This is a genomic window from Azospirillum largimobile, from assembly GCF_977007025.2.
In genome coordinates this window covers 151,764-171,896 of sequence record NZ_CDRMUA020000007.1, presented here as the reverse complement: position 1 = coordinate 171,896, position 20,133 = coordinate 151,764, and the positions used below count along the sequence as shown (strand labels likewise).

The window sequence follows — 20,133 nt, the reverse complement described above, 5'->3', positions numbered from 1 at the left end:
TTCCCCCAAACGCGCGGGGGGGTGGGCTTGCACAATGCTGCCCGCTCCGATGTTCCCACCGGCCGCGGTTCGTCCTTCCCCCGCATCCTGGTCGGGCTGCTGCTGGGGCTCGGGGGGCTGATCGTCGCCTACCAGTTCGGCATGAACATGCATGCCAGCACCGGCCTGCCCTATTGGGACGACTGGGGCTATTTCTTCGGCGCCGCCCAGGGCGTGCAGCAGCCGCTGACCTTCCAGTCGATCTTCGCCAAGGACAGCGACCATGTCGCGCCCCTCTTCAAGCTGCTGACCCACGGGCTGTGGCAGGCCATCGGCGTCGATTTCCTCACCTTCCGGCTAGTCGGCTGGCTGGCCTTCGCCGCCATGCTCGCCGCTTGCGCCCTGGTCCTGCTGCGGGACTGCGTGCGGTCGGCCTGGGATGCGGTGCCGGTGGCGGCGGCCGGGCTGTTCCTGACCGTCACGCTGAACAACGAGTATTTTTATTACCAGCACATGGGGCTGGCCCAGCCGATCTTCTTCACCTGCCTGTTCCTGTTCCTGCACATGCTGGCCCGCGGGCGGCTGGTGTCGGCGACTCTGTTCCTGCTGGCCTTCGGCTCCACCGGGGTGTTCGGCGCCAGCTATGCCCTTGGGGCGGCGGGGGCCGGGGCAGTGCTGGCTCTGCGCCAGGGCGGGGGCTGGCGGGAGCGTTTGGATGGCCGGATGCTGGTGGCGGTCGGCGGCGGGCTGCTGCTGACCGCGGTGATGCTGTGGATGACCTTCAGCGGCTCCTACGCCAACCACACCGGCCAGCCACTGGTGCTGCCTTGGCACAGCGGCTTCTGGGCCTTCCTACTGGGTGCCTTCGCCACCGCCGCCGGGCTGCCGGTGGAGGCGGTGGGCGCGCCGCTGTCGCTGGCGGCGGGGGCAGCGGCCCTGGGGCTCTGCCTCACTCCGGCGGCGGGCCTGCTGCTCGGCCGCGCCGGGCGGGAGAACCGCAACGCCGCGCTTGCCATTTCCGGGCTGATCGCCGGGGCGGTGATCGTCACCATGACCACCGCGCTGGGTCGGGCCGGCTTGTGCGGCGAGGGCATCGCCGCCGCCATGCGCTGCGGCACCATCCCGCGCTACGCCTATCCGGTGCTGCTGGCCTTCCCCGCCGCGGTCGCCGGCTGGACGCTGCTGCTCGGCCGCCGGACGGGGGTGGGGGCTGGAGTTGGGACCATCACCGGCATGGCGCTGGTGGCGGCGCTCGCCATCGGCCACGGCGCGGGCACGGACGCCTTCTGGCGGCATTGGAGCGTCGCCGGCCTCAACAGCATGGTGGCAGAGCGCGATGCGGCGGCGGAGCGCTGCATCGCCACCCACCTGCAAGCCATCCGCACGCCCGCAGGGATGGACTGGAGTCAGCCGCTGGTCTGCCCCTCCACCTCGCCGCGCAACATCGCGCCCTTCCTCCAGGCCGCCCACGACCTGAAGGCTGGCTTCGTGCAGGCGATTCTGGTCGATACGGCGGGTCGGCCGGAGCGGGGGACACTGGCCGCCCTGCTGCGGGCCGGCCAGTTGGACGAAGCCTCGGCACGACTGCGGCTGGACGTGCCGCCGCGCGACAGCGGACTGCTCGGCTCGCTCGACCGCTTCGTGCGGCTTCCCTCCGGCTCGCTGGCGGCGCTCGGCTGGGCGGTCGATGCGGCGATGCCGGCGCCGGCCGCCTTCGTCCTGCTGGGGGTGGGCGACCGCATCGTGGCAACATCCCCGACCGGCGGCGCGCGGCCCGACGTCGCCGCCGTGCTGAAGGATGGGCGGATGACCGACAGCGGCTTCAGCCTGCCAGTTCCGCCCGAACTGGCCGGTCAGCGGGTGCGGCTGTTCGTGCTGGGCCATGACGGCGGGCTGAAGGAGCTGACGCCCCCCGGCGGGGTGGCGGCGACGCCCTGACAAACAGAAGGCCCCGCACCGGGAACGGTACGGGGCCTTTTCCTTGATCGGGATCGTCAGTCCCGGATGTTGCGGTTCGGCGGAGGCGGCTCGTCGAAGTTCAGCATAGTCTTGATGGAATAGTGGCTCTTGCCCTGGCTCTCGAAATAGATGCGGACCAGTAGCTCAGCCAGCAGCCCCATCAGGATGCACATCACGCCAGTGACCAGCCCCATCGTCACCAAGAGCGGCAGCGGGGTCAGGATGAAGGAGATGCCGTCGACCAGCTTCAGGTAGATGGCATAGATGCCGGCCAGCACCGACAGCCCCATGAACATCAGGCCGGCGAAGCCGAAGATGTAGATTGGCTTGGTCTCGTACTGGGTCAGGAACTTCACGACGACGAGGTCGAGCACGACCTTCAGCACCCGCTCCAGCCCGTATTTGGATTGGCCGTGGCGGCGCGGGTGGTGGCGCACCGGCATCTCGGTCAGTTTGGCGCCCTGCCAACGGGCGTAAATCGGCACGAAGCGGTGCATCTCGCCGTAGAGCCGGTAGCCCTGCAGCATCTGGCGCCGGTAGGCCTTCAGCGTGCAACCGTAATCGTTCAGCTTCACGCCAGAGATGGTGGAGATCAGCTTGTTGGCCATCTTGCTCGGCAGCGTGCGCAGCAGGAAGCCGTCCTGCCGGTCGGCGCGCCAGCCCGACACCACGTCGTACCCCTCGTCCAGCTTGGCGAGCAGTCCGCCGATGTCCTGCGGGTCGTTCTGCAGGTCGCCGTCCATCGGCACGATGACGTCGCCGCGGGCATGGTCGATGCCGGCCATCATCGCCGCGGTCTGGCCGACGTTGCGGCGGAAATTGATCACGCGGATGCGGCGGTCGGACGCCACGCGCTGCAGCTCCGCCTCCGTCCCGTCGGTGGAGCCGTCGTTGACGAAGATGACCTCGAAGCTCCGCCCCAGCCCGTCGAGCGCCGGGATCAGCCGGCCGCACAAGGGGGCAATGTTGTCCTCCTCGTTATAGACCGGAATCAGGACCGAGACGGAAACCGTGCCGGTGTCCGTGGCGGCGGATCCGGGGGTAAGCAGGAAGGTCATCGAAAGGGTCCGGAGGCTGCGGAGTCATTTATGGGGCGATGCCGGGCCATGGTATGGCCGCTGGGTCCGGCAAGCGCAACGGATAATTGGGTCGCGAACCGGGCATGGACACCCGACCTGGGGCTAGGAAATCCGGCTATGCAGCGACCGCTACAGATTGAATGCCACATCACATCACGGAGTTGGAGGCACTACTCCTAAAAGCTCGTCGGTTGTTTCACGACGTGCGAATGGAGTGTATTTGATTAATGCTGCATCGATTATCATCGACTTCCTAAATGCGAAGCATGTCTCTGTATTGAATTCGTAATCTTCCGCAACCCCGAGATAAAGTTCATTCCAATCCTTCCACCTCACCCGTTCAAGTACACTTCTCCTAATGGTAGGAAGACCTGACGCCACTTTCCATCCCGTAAATTGGCCATATATGTTTTGCCTTTCTTTACATGATACAAACCAGCCTCCACCAAAATTTTCATTGAATATGTCCTGATTGCGACGAACGTTAAAGCTAGTTGTCGTATCATATTTTGGGAAATCCTCCCCATCCATGACCATAGTGTGATTCAGATGAACAATATCCTGCGTCTCGAACATAGCCTTTATTATAGAGATACGCTGCGGATGCACTTCATCATCGGCATCCTGATAAGAAATTATTTCATGAATAGCTCTTATTGAGCCTGCTTGCCGATTCGGTCCATGCCGCATGCGTCCTTCATGCTTGATCAGCGTGAAGTCGTCGAAAGCAGCTCCGATTGCGCCAACCTCGGACAAGGCACTTTTCGATGCAAGAGGTGCCAAGCTCAACGAGACGATCACCTGATCTGGCTTCACAGGCGCCGATGCATAGGTCTGTAGCAAACGGGGAACACAGGCAATGTCTCTGTGTGTGCATGGGACAACCAATGATACTTTCATCCTGCTTACCCTATAAATTTAGCCTCACCGATTGGCCTCACCGATTAACCGGGTTCGGTCATCGCTCAAGACAACAGCCGTGTCCACTTCCCCGACCACAGCCTTCCGGGTGGTTATCGATCGTCCACCAGAATCCTTCGGGAAGCCGCGCGGTCCTGTCTATCGACCGATGCCCTCACGCGGATCGGCCTGTGACCGGCCACGCAGCACCGTCAAGTCGATGACGGCTCCCAGCAGGGCCACCATTACCTGGAAGGCGAGGATGCCGAAGCCGAGCGCCAGCGACTGGGCGTGCGGCACGCCGACCAGATCGAGCAATCCGACCAGCGATGCTTCGCGCAGGCCGATGCCGGCGATAGTGACCGGCATCAGCACGATCACCGACATCAGCCCGATCACCGCACTCCACACCGAAAAAGGCTGGTCGATGCCGACCGCCAGCCCCAAGGCCTGACTGCCAGCGACCGCCGCCAGCTGGACCGCGATCCCGCCGGCGATCGACAGCAATGCCCGCCCCGGCCGGCGTGTTTGGTCGCGCCAAGCCTCCAGAAAGCGGCGCAACGGTCCGAGCAGCCAAGCCTCGCGCTTCGGTCCGGCGCGCCAGCCCAGCAGAGCCAGGAGGCATGCCCGCGCCGGTGCCCACGCCAGCAGCGCGGTCGCCGAGGCCAGCCCGGCCAACACCAGCCCGACCGCGACCATCAGCCCATCGCCGAAGCGCGCCGACTGCACCGCCAGACCGCCGCCGGTCAGCAGCAGCAGCCCGGCGATCCCCGTCACCTTGTCGAAGGCGACGGCCGAGACGATGCGGCCGCCGTCGCCCTCTCCACGCCCTTCATCTCGGCTGAGTCGGTAGGCCTTCACCGCCTCCCCTGCCAGCTGGCCAGGCAGCACCAGCGCATAGAGCTGCGCCACCAGCGTGTAGGCGAGCAGACGTCCTGTCCGCAATTCCGGCAACAGCACCCGCAGCTTCAGCGCGTTCAGCACATGCATCAGGAAGAACAGCAGGCCGGCGAGCGCCATCAGCCCCGGCGACGCCACCGCCAACACCCGCCCGACCTCCGCCACGTCGACCCGCCACAGCAGCAGGGCGACCAGCAGCGCGCTGACCAAGGCTTTCAGGCGGGGACACATTTAAGGACGCCCCTTCATGAAGTCATGAAGTGATAGGAGGGTTTTATTTGAAGAAGTGTCGCTAGATGCCCCTCTCTTACCCTCGGCCGGCCGAGGGTAAGAGAGGGTGTAGGCAGCGGGCTCCGCCCCTGCACTCACGCCCCCGGCCGGCGGGCCAGCACGTAGATGTAGTCGCCGTGCGACCAGGAGTTCAGGCGGAAGATGTGATAGAGCGCCTCGGCAAGAAAGCGCCGGCCGGGGCCGTAGTCTCCTTCGGTACCCTGGCCGCTGGCGGCCCCCAGAACGTTACGGTAGAGCGGCGAGAAGAAGGGGAAGCCCCACTCCACCACCCGCTCAATCTCCAGACCGACCGACTTAATCTTGGCCTGCAGCTCGCCACGGGCATAGTTGCGGTGATGGCCGACCGTGCGCTCGAAATCCCGCATCCGCCCCTGCAGGGTGGAGACCAGCAGGTAGCGGCCGGTCATGGCGGCGAGGTTGCGCAGCGCCGCGACATCGTCCTCGATATGCTCGACCACGTCGGTGCAGACCACCAGGTCGAAGCGGCGGTCGAGATGGCCGGCGGCGACGTCGAGCAGCCCGAACTCGGCATTGGGCGCCCGGCGGCGCGCCACGTCGATGGCCTTGGCAGCGAAGTCGAGGCCGGTGTAGCTGGCCTGCGGCTTCAGCGGCATCAGCGTGGCGAGCAGCGAGCCCTGGCCGCAGCCGACGTCGAGCAGGCTGTCGTAGTTCAGCGGGCGCACCATCTCGGTGACGATGCGGCGCAGATGCCGGCCGGTCGGGCCGTATTTGCGCATGTCGTTCCAGCGCCGCTCCCAGCTGTCGTCGTAGTCGACGCCACCCGGGTGATCGGCCGCAGCAGCGGGCAAGGGGGTGGCGAGGGGAGTGTTGGCGGACTTGAATGCGTCGTCGCTCATGCGGGCCTCCGGCGCAGGATGAATTCGTTGCAGCCCGTCGGCACGCGCGGCGGGCGGACCTCCAGCATGTCGAAGCCGAGCGCGTCCATCCGCGCCCGTACCTCGTCGGCACTGGCATATTCGTAGGGGTAGCCGCCGAGCCAGTCGGTCACGTCCACCCAGAACTCCATGCCGCGCTCCTTGCGCAGCGGGTTGGAGCCGGTGATCGCCCAGGTCGCCAGGAACATCAGCGATCCCAGCGTCCAGTCCCAGATCTTCCGAAGGAAGCCCGGCGACAGGTTGTAGACGATCTTGATCAGGGTCCAAATCGGCGAGGTCCAGTGGCGGTTGTAGAGCGCCAGCACGAAGGTGCCGCCCGGCGCCACCAGCGGGGCCACCGTCTCGATCGCCGGCCACATGGACCCGGTGTGGTGCAGCGAGCCCCAGGCATAGACCACGTCGAAGCGGCCGAGCGAGCCGGCGAAGCCGCTGTCCAGCGCGGAGCCGCGGCGGAATTCGATGCGGTCGGCCAGTTCGGGCGCGAAGCGGCCCAAATTGCGGCGGGCGACCTCGATCCCGGTGGGGTTGACGTCGAAGCCGAGAGCGCGGGCGACGCCCAGCTTGCCGGCGGCGATGGTGAACAGGCCGGAGCCGGAGCCGACGTCGCAGAAGCTGGCGTCCTTCAGCCGCTCGGTCCCGACCAGCCCCTTCAGACTGTCGATGGCCGCCACCAGCCGCGGCTCGTCCAGCACGGTGCGCGAGTAATGGTCCCAGTTCTCGCCGAAATCGAAGGCCAGGGCGGATGTCCCGGCCGGGGTGCCGCCCCCGCCTTCCGCCGTCTTCACCGGTTCCGCCACGCTGTCCGATCCCTTGCTGTCCGAGCCCACTCTGCCGCGCCGCCATACGCTCCCGAAAGCCGCCGGATGTCAACAGGACGTCAAGCGGTGGCTCTCACTCCGCCTGCGCCGGCCGGCCCCGTTCCGCCGCGGTGCGCCCGGCGAGCGCCAGATCGCGGTAGGCGGCGGCGACGGCGCGCCAGGAGAAATGCTCAACCACCCGGCGGCGGCCGCCCTCGCCCAGCCGGCGGCGCAGGGCAGGGTCTTCAGCCAAGCGGGCCAGTGCCGTGGCAAGCGCCGGCGTGTCGTCGGCGTCCAGCATCAGGCCGGTCTCCTCCTCCACCACCAGATCGCGGTTGCCGGCGATGCGGGTCGCAACCACGGGCAGGCCGGCGGCCATCGCCTCCAGCACGACGTTGGGCATGCCCTCGTCGCGCGAGGGGAAGACGAAGGCGTCGGCGGCGCGGTAGGCGGCGGGCAACTCGTCGCGCCCGAGCCAGCCACGGAACGCCACCCGCCCCGACAGGCCGAGCCGGGCTGCCTGGGCCTCCAGCTCCGGCCGGGCGGGGCCGTCGCCGACGATGGTCAGGTCGATGGCGCCCTGCGCTTCGGGAGGCAGGGAGGCGAGCGCCTCGAACAGCACGTCCAGCCCCTTCTGCCGCACCACCCGGCCGACGAACAGCAGCGACAGGCGGTCGCCGGCACCCGTCGCATCGGCGGGCGAGAAGCGGGCTGCATCGACGCCGTTGGGGATGATGGCGATCGGCTGGTCGGGAGCGAAGCGGCGGGCGAGATCGGCCAGCCCCTCGCTGTTGGCGACGACGGCGGAGGACCGGCGCCACAGCCAGCCGATCACCGGCCCGGCCAGCCGGTGGTAGAGCGAGATGCCGTCATACTGGAAGCCCGGCACGTCGCCGCCGCGCAGGCTGACGACATAGGGCATGCCGGACAGCGCCTTCACCATCCAGGCCGCAGGGCCGCAGGGCAGGCCGAAATAGGCGATGGTGGCGTCCGGGCGCCAGCGGGCGGCGATCCAGGGCGCCATCACCAGCGAACTGGCGAGGAAGGCCAGCATCTCCACCACCGAACTGCGGTCGCGGCGGCGGCGCAGGGTGGGAATGCGGCGGATCTCCACCCCGTCGGCCCGGCGTTCCACCCGCGGCAGCCCACCGAAGGCGGAGGTCAGCACTAGCACCTCCTCGCCCAAGGCGGCCAGCTCGCGCGCGGTGTTGTCGGTGGCGTTCGCCGCCCCGCCGCCCAGCGGCGGAAACTCGTAATTGATCAGCAGAAGCCGCGCCATGCCGCCCGCCACACTCCCCGTTCGACGAGCGCCATTGATGCGGGGGCGGGGACGGCGATGCAACAGGCATCACGACGAGCAGGACGGTTCCCCCAAGTGGATCAGACCCAAAGGGCGGCTCTTTGCAGGTGCCGGCATCTTCATGCTACTGATCCCGCCATTCCCCAACCGAAGCGCCACGGCCTCCATGACCATCGAACAAGCCTTCACGACGGCGGTCGGCCTCCAGAAAGCCGGCCGTGCCGACGAGGCCGGGCGGCTGTATGCGGAAATCGCCGCCCGCGATCCGCATTTCGCTCCGGCGGTCAACAACATGGGGCTGCTGCATGCCGCCGCCGGCCGGAACGAGACGGCGGTCGCCCTCTTCCGGCGGGCGTTGGCGCTGGTTCCGGGGTCGCTGAACAGCGTGAACAATCTTGCATCGCTTCTGATCCAACTCGGCCGGCGGGAGGAGGCGGCCCGGGTGTACCGGATCTCCGCAAAGCTCAGGCCCGACCAGCCGGCGGTGCTGAACGAACTGGGCCTTCTGCTAGAGGGGCTGAAGCGCCCGGACGAGGCGTGCGAGGCCTTCGCCCGCGCGGCGGGGCTGGACCCGATGGAGGCGGAATACGCCAACAACCTCGGTGCCATGCTGCGCAACGACTGGCGGCTGGAGGAGGCGGCACGCTGCTTCCGCCGGGCGATCGTGCTCAATCCGCAGCACAGCGGGGCCTACAGCAATCTGGGCTCCACGGTGAAGGATAGGGGTGTCTTCTGGGCGGCGCTGCCGGCGTTCCGCCGGGCGACGACGCTGACCCCGGATTTCGCCGGCGCCCATTGGAACGAGGCGCTGGTCCGGCTTCTGCTGGGCGATTTCGTCCGTGGCTGGCGGGGCTATGAATGGCGTTGGAAGCATGGCCAGTTGCCCTCGCCGCAGCGCGGCTTCGCCAAGCCGCGCTGGGACGGGTCGCCGCTGCGGGGGCGGCGGCTGCTGGTCTATTGGGAGCAGGGCTTCGGCGACGTGCTGCAATTCGTGCGTTACCTGCCGCTGCTGGCGCAAGCGGTTGGTGGGACGGCCGGCGGACAACCCATCATCCTCGAATGCCAGCATGCGCTGCTGCCGGTGCTGCGCGGCCTGCCCGGGGTCACCCTGGCGCTGACCGGGGGGCCGCTGCCCGACTTCGACGTCCAGATCCCGGTGATGAGCCTGCCGGCGCTGTTCGACACCCGGCTGGAGACCGTGCCGTCCCGCGTTCCCTACCTGACGGCGGAGCCCGATCTGGTCGAGCGCTGGGGCGAGCGGTTGGCGGGTTTGAGCGGGTTGAGGGTCGGCATCGTCTGGGCCGGATCGCCGACCCACGGCAACGACCGCAACCGCTCCATCGGCCTCGCTCCCTTCGCCCGGCTGGCCTCGATCCCCGGCGTCAGCCTGGTCTCCATCCAGAAGGGGCCGACCGAGGGGCAGGCGGCAAACCCGCCCAGCGGCTTCCCTCTGCTGAACCTGTCGCCCGACATCAAGGACTTCGCCGACACCGCCGCCATCATGGCCGGCCTCGATCTGGTAGTTTGCGTCGATACCTCCGTCGCCCATCTCGCCGGTGCGCTCGGCGTTCCGGTCTGGGTGCTCATCCCCTTCGCCCCCGACTGGCGCTGGATGCTCGACCGCGAGGACAGCCCCTGGTATCCGACCATGCGCCTGTTCCGGCAGGACCGCCCAGCCTCCTGGGACGACACCATCGACCGCATGGAACGCGCCTTGCGCACGCGCGCCGCCGGATAAGCGCCAGTTCCGCCGGTCTTCGGGACGGAACAGGGGACCGAGTTCGGACGCGGAATCCGCAGGGTTCCAGCTCGCCGAACGCGAAGGCCGGCACATTCGGGACTGCAAATATAAAAGTGCCACGCCGGAGCGACCGGCGTGGCACAGTTTCGGCTGGAACCCTTTCCCGGGTCCATACAGACATTTGATGATGTTTTGCGAACTGTTCAAGCGCCTTCTCCCGAACGGCCGCGTTTGGGCTTGTCATCAACCTTTATATTTCCGCAGGGTGGTGGCAAACCCGGATTTGGAGTACCGGCCATCCCCCGCCACGGGCCATACGGAGCCGGCAGACCGCGACTCGGGAGGATAAGGAGGCGGACATGCCGACGGCTTGTCAGGCAGAGGTGTGTCATGGGATGAAACCCGCCCTAGCCTGCGAGGCCGATCACCATGCCCCCCGTTCCGCCCCCCGCCACCCCCGCCGACCTGCGAAGCGATTTGGATGCCGCACGCGACGCCGAGCGGACGGCCGGGCGCGACGCCGCCATCGCGCTCTACCGCCGGGTGCTGGAACGTAGTGGCGGCGGAGACGCGGCAGCGGCGCATGACGCGCTCGCCCGGCTGCTGGTGGGGCAGGACATGGCGGAGGCCGCCGGCCATGCGCTCGCCTCCTGGAAGCTGACGCCTGCCGATTCGACCCGCCGGTCCAACCTGTGGCAGTTGCTGACCCATCTGGGCGATGCCGGCGACGTCGCCCGCTTCCAGGGTCACGACGATTGCGTCGGGCTGGTGGCGCTGGGCAACGCGTTGCGCCGCGACGGGCAGGGACTGCGCGCCGAACGCGCCTACCGCCGGGCTCTGGAGCTTTATCCGGAGGTCTCCTTCACCCTCAGCCGCCTCGCCTGCCTGTGCGCCGAACAGCTCCGGCTGGAAGAGGCCGACGCCCTGTTCCTCCAGGCGGCGGAGCGCCATGGCGGACGCGACGGCGTCACCCGCACCGCTCCCGCCTTCCTGGCGGCCTTGCGCGAAGGACCGCCGCCCGCCGGCATCCGCGCCACCCTTGCCGAAGGGGCGGGAAGCGCCGAGCGGCCGCTGGTGGTCTACGCATCCTGCGACGCGGTCTATGCCCGCAAGTTCCTGCCGACCATGGTGCGCTCCATCGTCGAGGACAGCGGCTTGGACTGCGCCATCGCCCTGCACCTGATCAACCCGGACGCGGAGGCCGAGGCGACGGTGGCGGCCCTGGCCGCAGCCCATGGCGCCGGGCGCTTCATCGTCCTGCGCGAAACCATCGACCTAACGCCGCTGGGTGGCGACGCCAAGACCTATTACGCCTGCAGCCGCTTCCTAGTGCTGCCCGACCTGCTGGCCCGCTGGAAGCGGCCGGTGCTGATGCTGGACGTCGACCTGCTGGCGATCCGCGACCTGAACCCGCTGCTGGCGGCGTCCGCCCGGTCGGACCTCGGCATGATGAGCCATGCGCTGAAGCGGCTGGACATCTGGAGCCTGCTCTACGCCGACGTGCTGCACATCCGGCCGACCATGGGGGCGCTGCGCTTCCTCGACCTCACCCGGCGCTACATCCGCCATTTCCTGGACCGCGGAATGCCGGTCTGGTTCCTCGACCAAGCGGCACTTGCCGCCGTGCATCTGGCCGGCTTCACGGCAGAGGCGGCGCCGCGCCTGACCGTCTATCCGGCCGACATCCACAGCAGCACGGTGATGGTCGACGGCGAGGGGCGCTATTGGACCGACGACAGCGCCTATTTCTATTCGGTCCGCGCCACCGGCGGCGGCCAGCATGCGGTGCACCGGCTGAAGCGCCGGGCCGGCACCACCGCCGACGTCAAGCCGGGCTGACGCGGGCCTCACCGGATCCAGCCCATCGTCCGGAAGCGGTCGAGGTTGTCGCGCACCAGCCGCGGGTGACGGTCGAGCGGCACGACCTCGTACTCCTCGCGGGCGCCGGGGGCGCCCTCGGGAATGGCGCTGCCGCCGTCGAGGAAGCTGGCGACGCCGGCCATGCTGCGCTCGCCGAAGGATTGCGCATGCTCCTGGTGGGCGTAGGCGTTCAGCTTGGCGGCGAAGCGCTTCAGATCGCCCATCCAGCTGAAATGCCAGCCGGCGTCGCGGATGAGATGGCCGATGTCCTGCTTGGCGAGGTAGCGCACGGCATTGGGACCGGTCTGCCGGATGAAGCGGAACGGAGCGGCGCCGGCGGCCCGCCAGTTGCGGGCGAAGCGGTAGTTCAGCCGGTAGAAGAAGAGGTCGAGTTCGGTGGTGAAGACGGTGTCGAACGCCGGCCCGCCGCCGCGCAGCCGCTCCACCACCTCGCGCCGCAGGATCTCGTCGACGTCGGAGACGATGACCATGTCCTCGTCCCGGCAGCCGTCCAGCCCGCGCAGGATGGCATCGCGCTGGTAGGCCTCCCGCTGCCAGGAGAAGGTGCCGACGAGTTCGTCCACCACCACATAGCGGATCTTGTTCATATAGGGCCGGAACCGCTCGTGATGATCGCCGAAGGTCAGCGCCTTGGGCTCGCCGGAATGGGTGTGGGTCGCCTCCACCACCACGAAGCGTTCGACCACGTCGTACAGCTCGGCCAGTCGGACCTCCAGGATCTCAGCCTCGTTGAAGAAGGTGCAGCAGTCGAAGATCCGCCGGGACGCCGGTTCCGCCGGGACGGCCGGAATGGACGGGTCTGCCTCTTCGGCGAAGGGGTTGCCGGACAGCGGAAGAACGGGGTTGCGGCCCAGCGCCGCCGCATAGCCGACGAGGGCGCGCAGGCCCAGCAGGGTGGTCCAGCGTTGCGTGCGGGTCCAATTGTCGATGCCGGGCGCCTCCAGCAGGCGCTCCATCGTTGCCGACAGGCTGTCGAAGGAGGCTCGCGCCGCCGCCTGCCCGTCCATGTCGTAGACGTAGGCGTAGGCGAAGCCCTTCAGGCTCTCCAGCAAGTCCTCGACCACGAGATATTGCTGCGCCTGCGCCTTGCGCGCCAGCCCGGCCGGGCTGTTCCACAAGTCGAAGCCCTGCCTGTGGGCGTCGAAGGCCTCTCGGTAGCGCTGCCGCTCCTGCCGCAGTTCTCCCAGCCAGTGCAGAGCGGACGAGGCTGCCTGACGCAGCGCCTCCGCCTTGCCTGCTTCCCCCCAGCCTTCCGCTTGAAGCGCCATCATCCGACAACGGGCAAGGGCCTCCGTTTGGCCGGGCGGGCACAGGCGGTCGAGCGTACTCAGAAGAGGAGCGGTCGGCCGGCCTTGAACCAGCCGGTCGGCAAGGGCGCGGATGCCCGCCTGCAGGGCGGTGTCGCGCAGTTGGTCGGCCTGTTCCGTGGCCGGGGCGAGCCGCAGCCCCCGAGCGATCGACATGGCCGCCGCCGCTCCATCGCCATCGGCACCGCGTTCCAGCTGTCCAGCGATCAGAAGCGCCTGGAAATTCACCGGATCGAGGACCAGCAGCAGACGGCAGGCGCGCCGGGCTTCGCTCCCGCGTCCGGCATTCGCATCCTCGGTGGCGCGCCGAAGGATCATGGCGACCAGAGCGTCGCGGTTAGCGCTGAGTTGTTCGCGCGGCGCCCCATGCTCCGCCAGAAGAGCGAAGCACCAAGCCGCCGGTCCGAGCCGGCCGTCCTTGTAGGCTTGGTTCCCCTTCGCGAAGATGTCGGTCAGCACCGCCTGCGACAGGGCGACCGCATCGGCATTCGCCGAGTCCCGCTCCAGGATGCGCCGCAGCCCTTCTATGGCATGCCATGCACGTCCAGATTCGGCATCGGCACGGGCCTGGGAGAAGCTGGGGTCGGTCATGCGGCGGGTCCTGAAGGAGGAACGGGGAAGGGACCGGGCAGCGACCGGAGGAAGGCGGCTTGGCCTTGAGGCGCGCCGGCAATGCCCGCAATAGCCGGGTGGCTATGCCATGATGATGCCACGGCTGGCAAGCGCCGGAGAGGCGGGCCGATGGAGCCACGGCGCCATGAAAAACCTTATTATCATGATTTCATGCTTCTTCTTCATGACGTGAAACCACTTCCATCTTTCCTGATCTTGCGTGTAAATCCGCGAAGCTTCCGCTCGGGTTTAGCCCAGTCTCCATCCCCAGCAACCGGGAACCACCGCATGGCTCGGATCATCAGTTTCGCCTCCACCAAGGGCGGCGTCGGCAAGACCAGTCTTGTCATGGCGCTCACCTCCGAACTGCGCCGGCGCGAGGCGAGCGTGCTGCTGCTCGACTGCGATCCCAATCGCCATCTGGCCGAATGGGCGCGGCGGCGCAACGATGCTCGCGTGCGGGTACTCGACGAGATCACTGAATCGAATGTTCGGCAGACGGTGCAGGAGAATGCGCCGAGCTTCGACTACACGCTGATCGACCTTGCCGGCTTCGGCAACCTGACCATGCTCTACGCCTTCTCGGTCAGCGACGGGGTGCTGATCCCGACGCAGCAGTCCTTCATGGACGTGAAGGAGACGGTGCGCACCTTCAAGGTGGTGGCGGATTCCGTCGGCGTGCTGAAGCACACCCCGGCCTCCAGCGTGGTGATCGTCCGCACCCAGGCTGCCATCGAATCTCGCGTCGACCGCCATGCCCGCGGCCTGCTAGACGAGCATGGCGTCCCGGCCTTCCGCACCGAGTTGATCGAGCGCTCTCTCTTAAAGGAGATGACCTACACCGGCCACGGCCCGGGCGAGGTCAACCCCAACAGCAACGCCGACCTGAACGTCCGGGCGCTGACGGACGAGTTCGTCGCCTTCCTGGAATCCTCCCCGGCCAACCCGCTGATCCCGCGGGGGTGAGGGAATAGGAGGATCGGTTCCCAGGAAAACCAAGGAAGCCGAAGCCAGGGAAGCGGCGAACGGAAGCATGCCATGAATTTACATCATGACTTCATGGCATTGCTCTCATGGACATTAAGCCGACGGTCTGTGGCCAGCATTACAGTTGCGATGATCGACCTCCCGCCTGTTGAGCAGGCTTTGGGAGGTTGCCATATCCGGTGTCGCGGTCGAGGACCTACTCTCCACGGGTTTCAAATCGGGACTGTAAGGTGGCAGCGGCACCAGCGCGACATTGTCCGGCACGACCAGCGCCCGTGATCCGTGCCAGCCGGCTTGGTCGAGCACGAGCACCGCCTTCCAGGCTCCGGGAGAAGCCGTCCAGGAACAGGCTCATGGCAGTGGTGGAGACGGTCGGCATCACCAGCGCGAAGTCGGCGCCGCTGGCCGGGCAGACGGCGGCATAGAGATAGGTCGAGGTGAAGCGCTTGTCGCACAGCCCGAGCGGACGCTGCCCGCGCTCCCACCAGCGATGCGCGCTTCATCTTGAAACCAGAGTTGAAGGCGGCGCATCGCTGCAGCCATCATCTGCTGGCATTTCGTCCAAAGACGATCGTGTTTGGCGCTCTTGTTCTTTCTGCTGCCATCATTGACGGAAGTGTCTAGCGTAGACATCCTTGCGGACGCAGACGATATTCTGGAACGCAAAGATCTCGCAGAAAATCGGATTGTAGTCCGGGATTGTGATCACGCCACGGGGAAGCAGGCGCATGAATCGATAATCGGGGAGGAAATCCCAAAAGTCCTTGAAAAAAGTTCGTGAGATGACATGAGTTTCATTGAATTCGAACTGAATGGCATCGATGCGGCCGTCAGCGATGGCCTTAGCGGCTCCATGAAGTACGGACAGTTCGTGCCCTTCGGTATCGATCTTCAAGAAATCGATATGATTAACTCCTAGTTGTGGCAGCAAATCATCCAGCCTACGAATTGGAACATCGATCGTCTTCGATGTACCCTTGTGGATCTGGTGGATGACGTCCTTGTATAGGGTGGCGTGCGAGGTGCCATCCTGATCGGCATAGTCGTAGAAGTGTGTCGTCCCGTTTTTGTCACCTAGCGCGGTCTTGATCAGAGTGGCGCCGGTTCCAGACAGAATGGACTTCAGGCGTTCAAAAGAACTTGGATGCGGTTCGAAGGCAAACAATCGAGCAGAAGGACTAATTTCGCGCACGGCGACTGAATAGCTGCCATCGCATGCTCCTACATCGAAAACAGTAGGATTTTGTCGGATAGGCAAATAACGTTCTAAGAAGTATTTCTCTCCAGTCTGCTCCATGCTTCCTGAATTGAGGATACCGACATTATTTAAGGCTTCGTAGAACCCGTTTGTTTTTGACATGTAGAGGGATGACCTTTCCTCAGGAAGAGCGCGCAAGCTTGGGCTACGGCTGAGACATATCACGCTGCGCCCATGGATGGTAGAGGGTGGAATTGCATAATATCATAGGAAAATTCTTGTAACAGACAGTTACTCTGTCAAAAACCCTGAAGCGGAGACGCCAAGCGGAACAAAGCTGCTGACGTTATAGACGACGCCTCTGAGCAAGCCCTGCGAACACTGCGTGATGTCGGCGCCAGCTGACTGAGTCAGCACTCACCCCCCTTCGTATCCAACATGAATTTTCAACCTTCCGGAGCTCCTGATAAGTACATTTGCTGGCGGCATCACTTGGATCATTGATCAGGCGGTGCATCTCCTGCCGGTATGGGGTGGTTGCGATGACCTTTCGAGCGGCACTTCTTGGCCGGGATGAGGGAGTGGACGCCCAATGTCTCACGGCAGAAGCGATGATTGGCCTCACTGTCGTATCCGGCGTCTGCGGTCATATCGTTCAAGGTCATCACCGGAGGCGTCAGTCGCCAGTGAGACCAGATCGGGAAAGTCGTCGGCTGGTCCGGGACGGACACGCTGGGCCAGGAGCATTTGCGGGCCTACCAACGTGGTCAAGGCCCACTTCAGCCAGCCACGCTGACCATGCTCGAGTTTGGCCCGGCGCACAGTCTCCACCAAAGCAGACGCCAACAGTTCCTCACTGAGCCAGCGGCGGGCGAACCACCAGAAGATGGAATGTTCGTGCATACTCAGGAAGCAGGACAGGCGTAGGTGACCCGAGAGCCGCAGCAGGTCTTCCAAGCCGGATAATTCAGGCGGAGATTCTTCTTCATGAGCAGAGCGGCAAATAGGTTGGAGGAGCGGTAGGCAGGGAGGGCGTAGTTGCTCAGGCGCACAGGAAGCGCGTAGCGCGCCACAATAAGAACGAACCGCACAAAGCACAGCAGATGATTTTCCGTGATACCCGTCAGATGGGCTTTACCGCCCTCAGACCGCGCGGCTTTCGACAGAGCAAAGCGCTCTTATTGCCTGCCGGATTGGTGCCTCAATCAGGTGGGCAGGGCCGGTTCAACGTAGTCAGACGGAGAGGGCTTTTGCCGAACGCAACACAAAAGTCATGATGTTATTTAAAGTTATGATATCATGACACGATATCGATTCGTTATGTCAGAGCTGGGTTGGCGATGCCGGAGGACCCCTTCACCGCTTGGCGCACCGGAGTTGCAGGGGCAACTGCAAAGCGGCTTCGGCGCCACCATAGCTTCTTATCATTTCGCGATCTCCACACACCGCGCTCCCGTCGGACGGCATTGCTGCGATTACCGCTCTGATCGGATCGTCCCATCGCTTGGCTGAAAACTGAGGCAATATGGGGCGCAGGGAAGCGACAGGCCTCTCCTTTGGTCTGGATGCCGCAAATACACAGGCACCTCCTCCAGCGCCGAAGCTGAGATACCGCTCTCTGAGCAGGAGACCGCGATCCCAGCCATGAAGGTAATAATCTCCAGTATTTCATGATTTGGCTTCATGACCGAAAATCATGCGCGAGTTTCTCATCACGATCCCACGGGGCCGTCCCAGCCATCAGGTCATGCCCGAGATCGGGCATCGGCCATGCTTCCGTTCGTTCAAGAAGAGCAAGGCCACTTGCCCCTCCCGATGGTCCAACCGATGGTTTTCCCATCTCCCCGTGAGTGGTCACGATATTTTCCATGTTTTCATGGCATTACTTTATGATCCCATATGGTGACATGGCCTGCCTGCAGTTCCCTGTGTTTCCCGCGCCACGCCGGCCGGCTTTCCGCCAAGGCGCGCTTCGCACCCGCCATATGCCGTGAAGACAGGACACCAAGTCATGATATTGCTTCATGGCTTATCCGGCTGGCCTCTCTGCCGGCACAGTTCTTCCCGGAGTGTTCATGTCGACCGACAGCCCTGCCAAGCCCCCCTTGAAGCCCGCCGCCAAGCCGGCCCGTCCTCCGTTGGGCGGGATCGGGATCGGCGGGCTGGGCACGCATGATATCGATCCGATCCGCCAATACGGATTGAGCAAGGGCTTCCTGCCGACCGAAACGGAGCCGCTTGCGCCCCCCCAAGCCGGCATCTCCCAGCCCGCAGCCCAATCCACCCCCCAGCCCACCCCGCAGCTCCAGCCGGCCCCCACCATCGTCCGCCCGGCGGCCACCCGGCCGTGGCAGGCGATGCTGCCGGACTATCTGGTGGAGGAACTGCGCCAAGCCGCCGCGCGCGAAGGCACCGCCCAGAAGGTGATTGTCCTGAAGGCATTGCGGCAGGCGGGCTTCCGGATCGATGACATCGATTTGCAGGATCTGCGGCGGCGCTGAGGCTCTCGGCCCGACACACAATGCACACAGGCGTGACCGAAGGGACGGTTTGACTCTCCAAGAGTAGCCGTCTATGCCCTGCACACGCTCCAGACCGACTGCCGACCACCAGTGACGACGAGATGAAGGCAAACATCACCCAGGCCGCCCCGACGCCGTCCCCTGAGGCTGCCTCGCCCCTTCAGGCCTCGCCCCGTCCGGTATCGTCCGGCCCGGCGCCTGCCCAAGCGACCGCTCCCAAGGCAGCGCCCCAGACGTCCGGCCAGGCGGGATCCCACGGCCTCAGCATCGACATGCTGGAACGGATGCTGGAGCAGCAGCCGAAGGACCCCAACGTGTGGAGCGCGCTCGGCGCCCTGCTGCGGCAGGCCGGCAAACCAGAAGCGGCGATCGCCTGCCAGCGGCGCGCGCTGGAGATCGACCAGCGCCATGTCGGCGCCTGGACCAACCTCGGCAATGTTCTGGGCGACGTCGAGCGCTATGACGAGGCCATCGCCGCACAGGAACATGCGGTGGTGCTGTCGGGCGGCAACGCCAATCTGCTATCCAACATGGTGGTGGCGCTGCGGCACGGCTGCCGGTTCGACCGCGCGCTCGAGATCTTGGACGTCGCCCTGCGCGCGCGGCCCAATGACTCGGGCCTGCTGTGGGACCGCGCCCTGACGCTGCTGCAGGTCGGCCGCTATGCCGAAGGCTTCCGCGACTACGACTCCCGCTTGTCGCTGCCCAGCTACCAGAACCGCATCGCGGAAGGTCCGATGTGGGACGGCGGGCCGCTCGAAGGCAAGACCATCCTGCTGACCACCGAACAGGGGTTCGGCGACGTCCTGCTGACCGCGCGCTACGTGCCGCTGGTCAAGGCGCGCGGCGGTCGGGTCCTGCTAGAATGCCATCCGGAGCTGCAGCGCCTGCTATCCGGGCTGGAGGGCATCGACGGCTTCGTGCGCGCCGGCACCGCCTATCCGGCCTACGACGTCCATTGCCCGCTGATGAGCCTGCCGCACCGGCTGGGCACGACCATCGACACGGTGCCGCCGCCCACCCGCCTGACCGTTCCGGCGGACGCGCGTGAGAAGGCCGCCCGGCTGGTTCCCGGTCCGGACGGCACGATCAAGGTCGGCATCATCTGGTCCGGCCGCGTCACCTTCAAGGACAACGCGCGCCGCGCCACCACGCTCAGCCGCTTCCTGCGCTTCCTCGATGTGCCGAAGGTGCGGCTCTACAGCATCCAGAAGGGCCCGCCGGAGGCGGAGCTGGAGACGCTCGGCACCTCGACACTCATCACGCCGCTGGGGCCGCACTTCAACGACTTCGCCGACACCGCGGCGGTGCTGGAGCGGCTCGACCTGGTGATCATGACCGACAGCTCGGTAGCGCATCTGGCCGGCTCTCTCGGCCGTCCGGTGTGGAACCTGCTGCAGTTCATGCCCTACTGGGTCTATGGCGACGGCCGAGGCGATAAGGGCGACACCACCCCCTGGTACCCGTCGATGCGCCTGTTCCGCCAGACCACGCCCGGCGACTGGGACAGCGTGTTCGGCGCCGCCGAACAGGCCCTACGTCAGGTGGTGGCACTCAGGATCTGAGGACAGGCGCCAGCCTGTCTCAAGACTCTCTATGTGCTCGCCCGCCACAGGGATGGAACGGACGGTCCCTCTTTGCTAACTTAGCCAAGGGGACTCCTCGTGCATGCCGGTCGGTTCGCCCTCAATAAGCCCCCACCACGGACCACGGCACCCTGATCACCTCGACCCGTACCCGCCCTATTTCCAAAAATGACTTGGCGGAACAGCCGTAAATTCGGG

Annotated in this window: 14 protein-coding genes; 6 read left to right on the top strand and 8 right to left on the bottom strand. The window is 65.8% G+C overall.

Going from position 1 to position 20,133, the window contains the following annotated elements:
• Nucleotides 1-21 precede the first annotated feature (21 nt).
• Nucleotides 22-1,917 (top strand): hypothetical protein, encoded by a 1,896-nt coding sequence (locus ACWPKK_RS29975; RefSeq protein WP_452012143.1) that lies wholly within the window; start codon nucleotides 22-24, stop codon nucleotides 1,915-1,917.
• A 56-nt stretch (nucleotides 1,918-1,973) separates the two neighbouring features.
• On the opposite strand, the gene ACWPKK_RS29970 is transcribed toward ACWPKK_RS29975, so the two are convergent.
• The 6 genes from ACWPKK_RS29970 to ACWPKK_RS29945 all read right to left on the bottom strand — a co-directional run bounded on the left by ACWPKK_RS29970 (nucleotide 1,974) and on the right by ACWPKK_RS29945 (nucleotide 8,080).
• The gene (locus ACWPKK_RS29970) at nucleotides 1,974-2,996 is read right to left on the bottom strand and encodes a glycosyltransferase family 2 protein (RefSeq protein WP_452011893.1); all 1,023 of its coding nucleotides are present in this window, start codon (nucleotides 2,994-2,996) and stop codon (nucleotides 1,974-1,976) included.
• 174 nt (nucleotides 2,997-3,170) lie between these two features.
• Nucleotides 3,171-3,917, bottom strand: coding sequence for a glycosyltransferase (locus ACWPKK_RS29965; protein ID WP_452011890.1), 747 nt, complete (start codon nucleotides 3,915-3,917; stop codon nucleotides 3,171-3,173).
• A 159-nt stretch (nucleotides 3,918-4,076) separates the two neighbouring features.
• On the bottom strand, nucleotides 4,077-5,048 hold the full coding sequence (locus ACWPKK_RS29960; protein WP_452011887.1) for a lysylphosphatidylglycerol synthase transmembrane domain-containing protein: 972 nt from the start codon (nucleotides 5,046-5,048) through the stop codon (nucleotides 4,077-4,079).
• A gap of 134 nt (nucleotides 5,049-5,182) precedes the next feature.
• Nucleotides 5,183-5,965: a class I SAM-dependent methyltransferase gene (locus tag ACWPKK_RS29955; RefSeq protein WP_452011884.1), complete on the bottom strand. Its 783-nt coding sequence runs from the start codon at nucleotides 5,963-5,965 to the stop codon at nucleotides 5,183-5,185.
• Nucleotides 5,962-6,831 (bottom strand): class I SAM-dependent methyltransferase, encoded by an 870-nt coding sequence (locus ACWPKK_RS29950; protein WP_452011881.1) that lies wholly within the window; start codon nucleotides 6,829-6,831, stop codon nucleotides 5,962-5,964. The genes ACWPKK_RS29955 and ACWPKK_RS29950 overlap by 4 nt, the downstream gene beginning before the upstream one ends.
• Nucleotides 6,832-6,895: 64 nt before the next feature.
• Entirely contained in the window at nucleotides 6,896-8,080 is a 1,185-nt protein-coding gene (locus ACWPKK_RS29945) for a glycosyltransferase family 4 protein (protein WP_452011878.1), read from the bottom strand.
• Nucleotides 8,081-8,267: 187 nt separating this feature from the next.
• Here ACWPKK_RS29945 and ACWPKK_RS29940 point away from each other — a divergent pair, with 187 nt between their 5' ends.
• Both ACWPKK_RS29940 and ACWPKK_RS29935 read left to right on the top strand, forming a co-directional pair.
• A complete protein-coding gene (locus ACWPKK_RS29940; RefSeq protein WP_452011875.1) occupies nucleotides 8,268-9,839 on the top strand; it encodes a tetratricopeptide repeat protein in 1,572 nt (523 codons plus the stop codon).
• Between the two features lie 432 nt (nucleotides 9,840-10,271).
• Nucleotides 10,272-11,681: a tetratricopeptide repeat protein gene (locus ACWPKK_RS29935; RefSeq protein WP_452011872.1), complete on the top strand. Its 1,410-nt coding sequence runs from the start codon at nucleotides 10,272-10,274 to the stop codon at nucleotides 11,679-11,681.
• An 8-nt stretch (nucleotides 11,682-11,689) separates the two neighbouring features.
• On the opposite strand, the gene ACWPKK_RS29930 is transcribed toward ACWPKK_RS29935, so the two are convergent.
• Nucleotides 11,690-13,621 (bottom strand): hypothetical protein, encoded by a 1,932-nt coding sequence (locus ACWPKK_RS29930; protein WP_452011869.1) that lies wholly within the window; start codon nucleotides 13,619-13,621, stop codon nucleotides 11,690-11,692.
• A 309-nt stretch (nucleotides 13,622-13,930) separates the two neighbouring features.
• On the opposite strand from ACWPKK_RS29930, the gene ACWPKK_RS29925 reads away from it, so the two are divergent.
• A complete protein-coding gene (locus tag ACWPKK_RS29925) occupies nucleotides 13,931-14,608 on the top strand; it encodes an AAA family ATPase (protein WP_452011866.1) in 678 nt (225 codons plus the stop codon).
• A gap of 625 nt (nucleotides 14,609-15,233) precedes the next feature.
• Here ACWPKK_RS29925 and ACWPKK_RS29920 read toward each other — a convergent pair.
• Nucleotides 15,234-15,989, bottom strand: a complete 756-nt coding sequence (locus tag ACWPKK_RS29920) for an FkbM family methyltransferase (RefSeq protein WP_452011863.1) — start codon at nucleotides 15,987-15,989, stop codon at nucleotides 15,234-15,236.
• Between the two features lie 1,913 nt (nucleotides 15,990-17,902).
• On the opposite strand from ACWPKK_RS29920, the gene ACWPKK_RS29915 reads away from it, so the two are divergent.
• Together ACWPKK_RS29915 and ACWPKK_RS29910 are read left to right on the top strand one after the other, a co-directional pair.
• Nucleotides 17,903-18,328 (top strand): hypothetical protein, encoded by a 426-nt coding sequence (locus ACWPKK_RS29915; protein WP_452011860.1) that lies wholly within the window; start codon nucleotides 17,903-17,905, stop codon nucleotides 18,326-18,328.
• A gap of 122 nt (nucleotides 18,329-18,450) precedes the next feature.
• Entirely contained in the window at nucleotides 18,451-19,914 is a 1,464-nt protein-coding gene (locus ACWPKK_RS29910) for a tetratricopeptide repeat protein (protein ID WP_452011857.1), read from the top strand.
• The last annotated feature ends 219 nt before the right edge of the window (nucleotides 19,915-20,133 follow it).

Bases quoted from the DNA above. Each gene is read 5' to 3' on its own strand.
- ACWPKK_RS29970 (WP_452011893.1), bottom strand. From the start codon at position 2,996: ATGACCTTCCTGCTTACCCCCGGATCCGCCGCCACGGACACCGGCACG.
- ACWPKK_RS29965 (WP_452011890.1), bottom strand. From the start codon at position 3,917: ATGAAAGTATCATTGGTTGTCCCATGCACACACAGAGACATTGCCTGT.
- ACWPKK_RS29960 (WP_452011887.1), bottom strand. From the start codon at position 5,048: ATGTGTCCCCGCCTGAAAGCCTTGGTCAGCGCGCTGCTGGTCGCCCTG.
- ACWPKK_RS29955 (WP_452011884.1), bottom strand. From the start codon at position 5,965: ATGAGCGACGACGCATTCAAGTCCGCCAACACTCCCCTCGCCACCCCC.
- ACWPKK_RS29945 (WP_452011878.1), bottom strand. From the start codon at position 8,080: ATGGCGCGGCTTCTGCTGATCAATTACGAGTTTCCGCCGCTGGGCGGC.
- ACWPKK_RS29940 (WP_452011875.1), top strand. From the start codon at position 8,268: ATGACCATCGAACAAGCCTTCACGACGGCGGTCGGCCTCCAGAAAGCC.
- ACWPKK_RS29935 (WP_452011872.1), top strand. From the start codon at position 10,272: ATGCCCCCCGTTCCGCCCCCCGCCACCCCCGCCGACCTGCGAAGCGAT.
- ACWPKK_RS29930 (WP_452011869.1), bottom strand. From the start codon at position 13,621: ATGACCGACCCCAGCTTCTCCCAGGCCCGTGCCGATGCCGAATCTGGA.
- ACWPKK_RS29925 (WP_452011866.1), top strand. From the start codon at position 13,931: ATGGCTCGGATCATCAGTTTCGCCTCCACCAAGGGCGGCGTCGGCAAG.
- ACWPKK_RS29920 (WP_452011863.1), bottom strand. From the start codon at position 15,989: ATGTCAAAAACAAACGGGTTCTACGAAGCCTTAAATAATGTCGGTATC.
- ACWPKK_RS29915 (WP_452011860.1), top strand. From the start codon at position 17,903: ATGTCGACCGACAGCCCTGCCAAGCCCCCCTTGAAGCCCGCCGCCAAG.
- ACWPKK_RS29910 (WP_452011857.1), top strand. From the start codon at position 18,451: ATGAAGGCAAACATCACCCAGGCCGCCCCGACGCCGTCCCCTGAGGCT.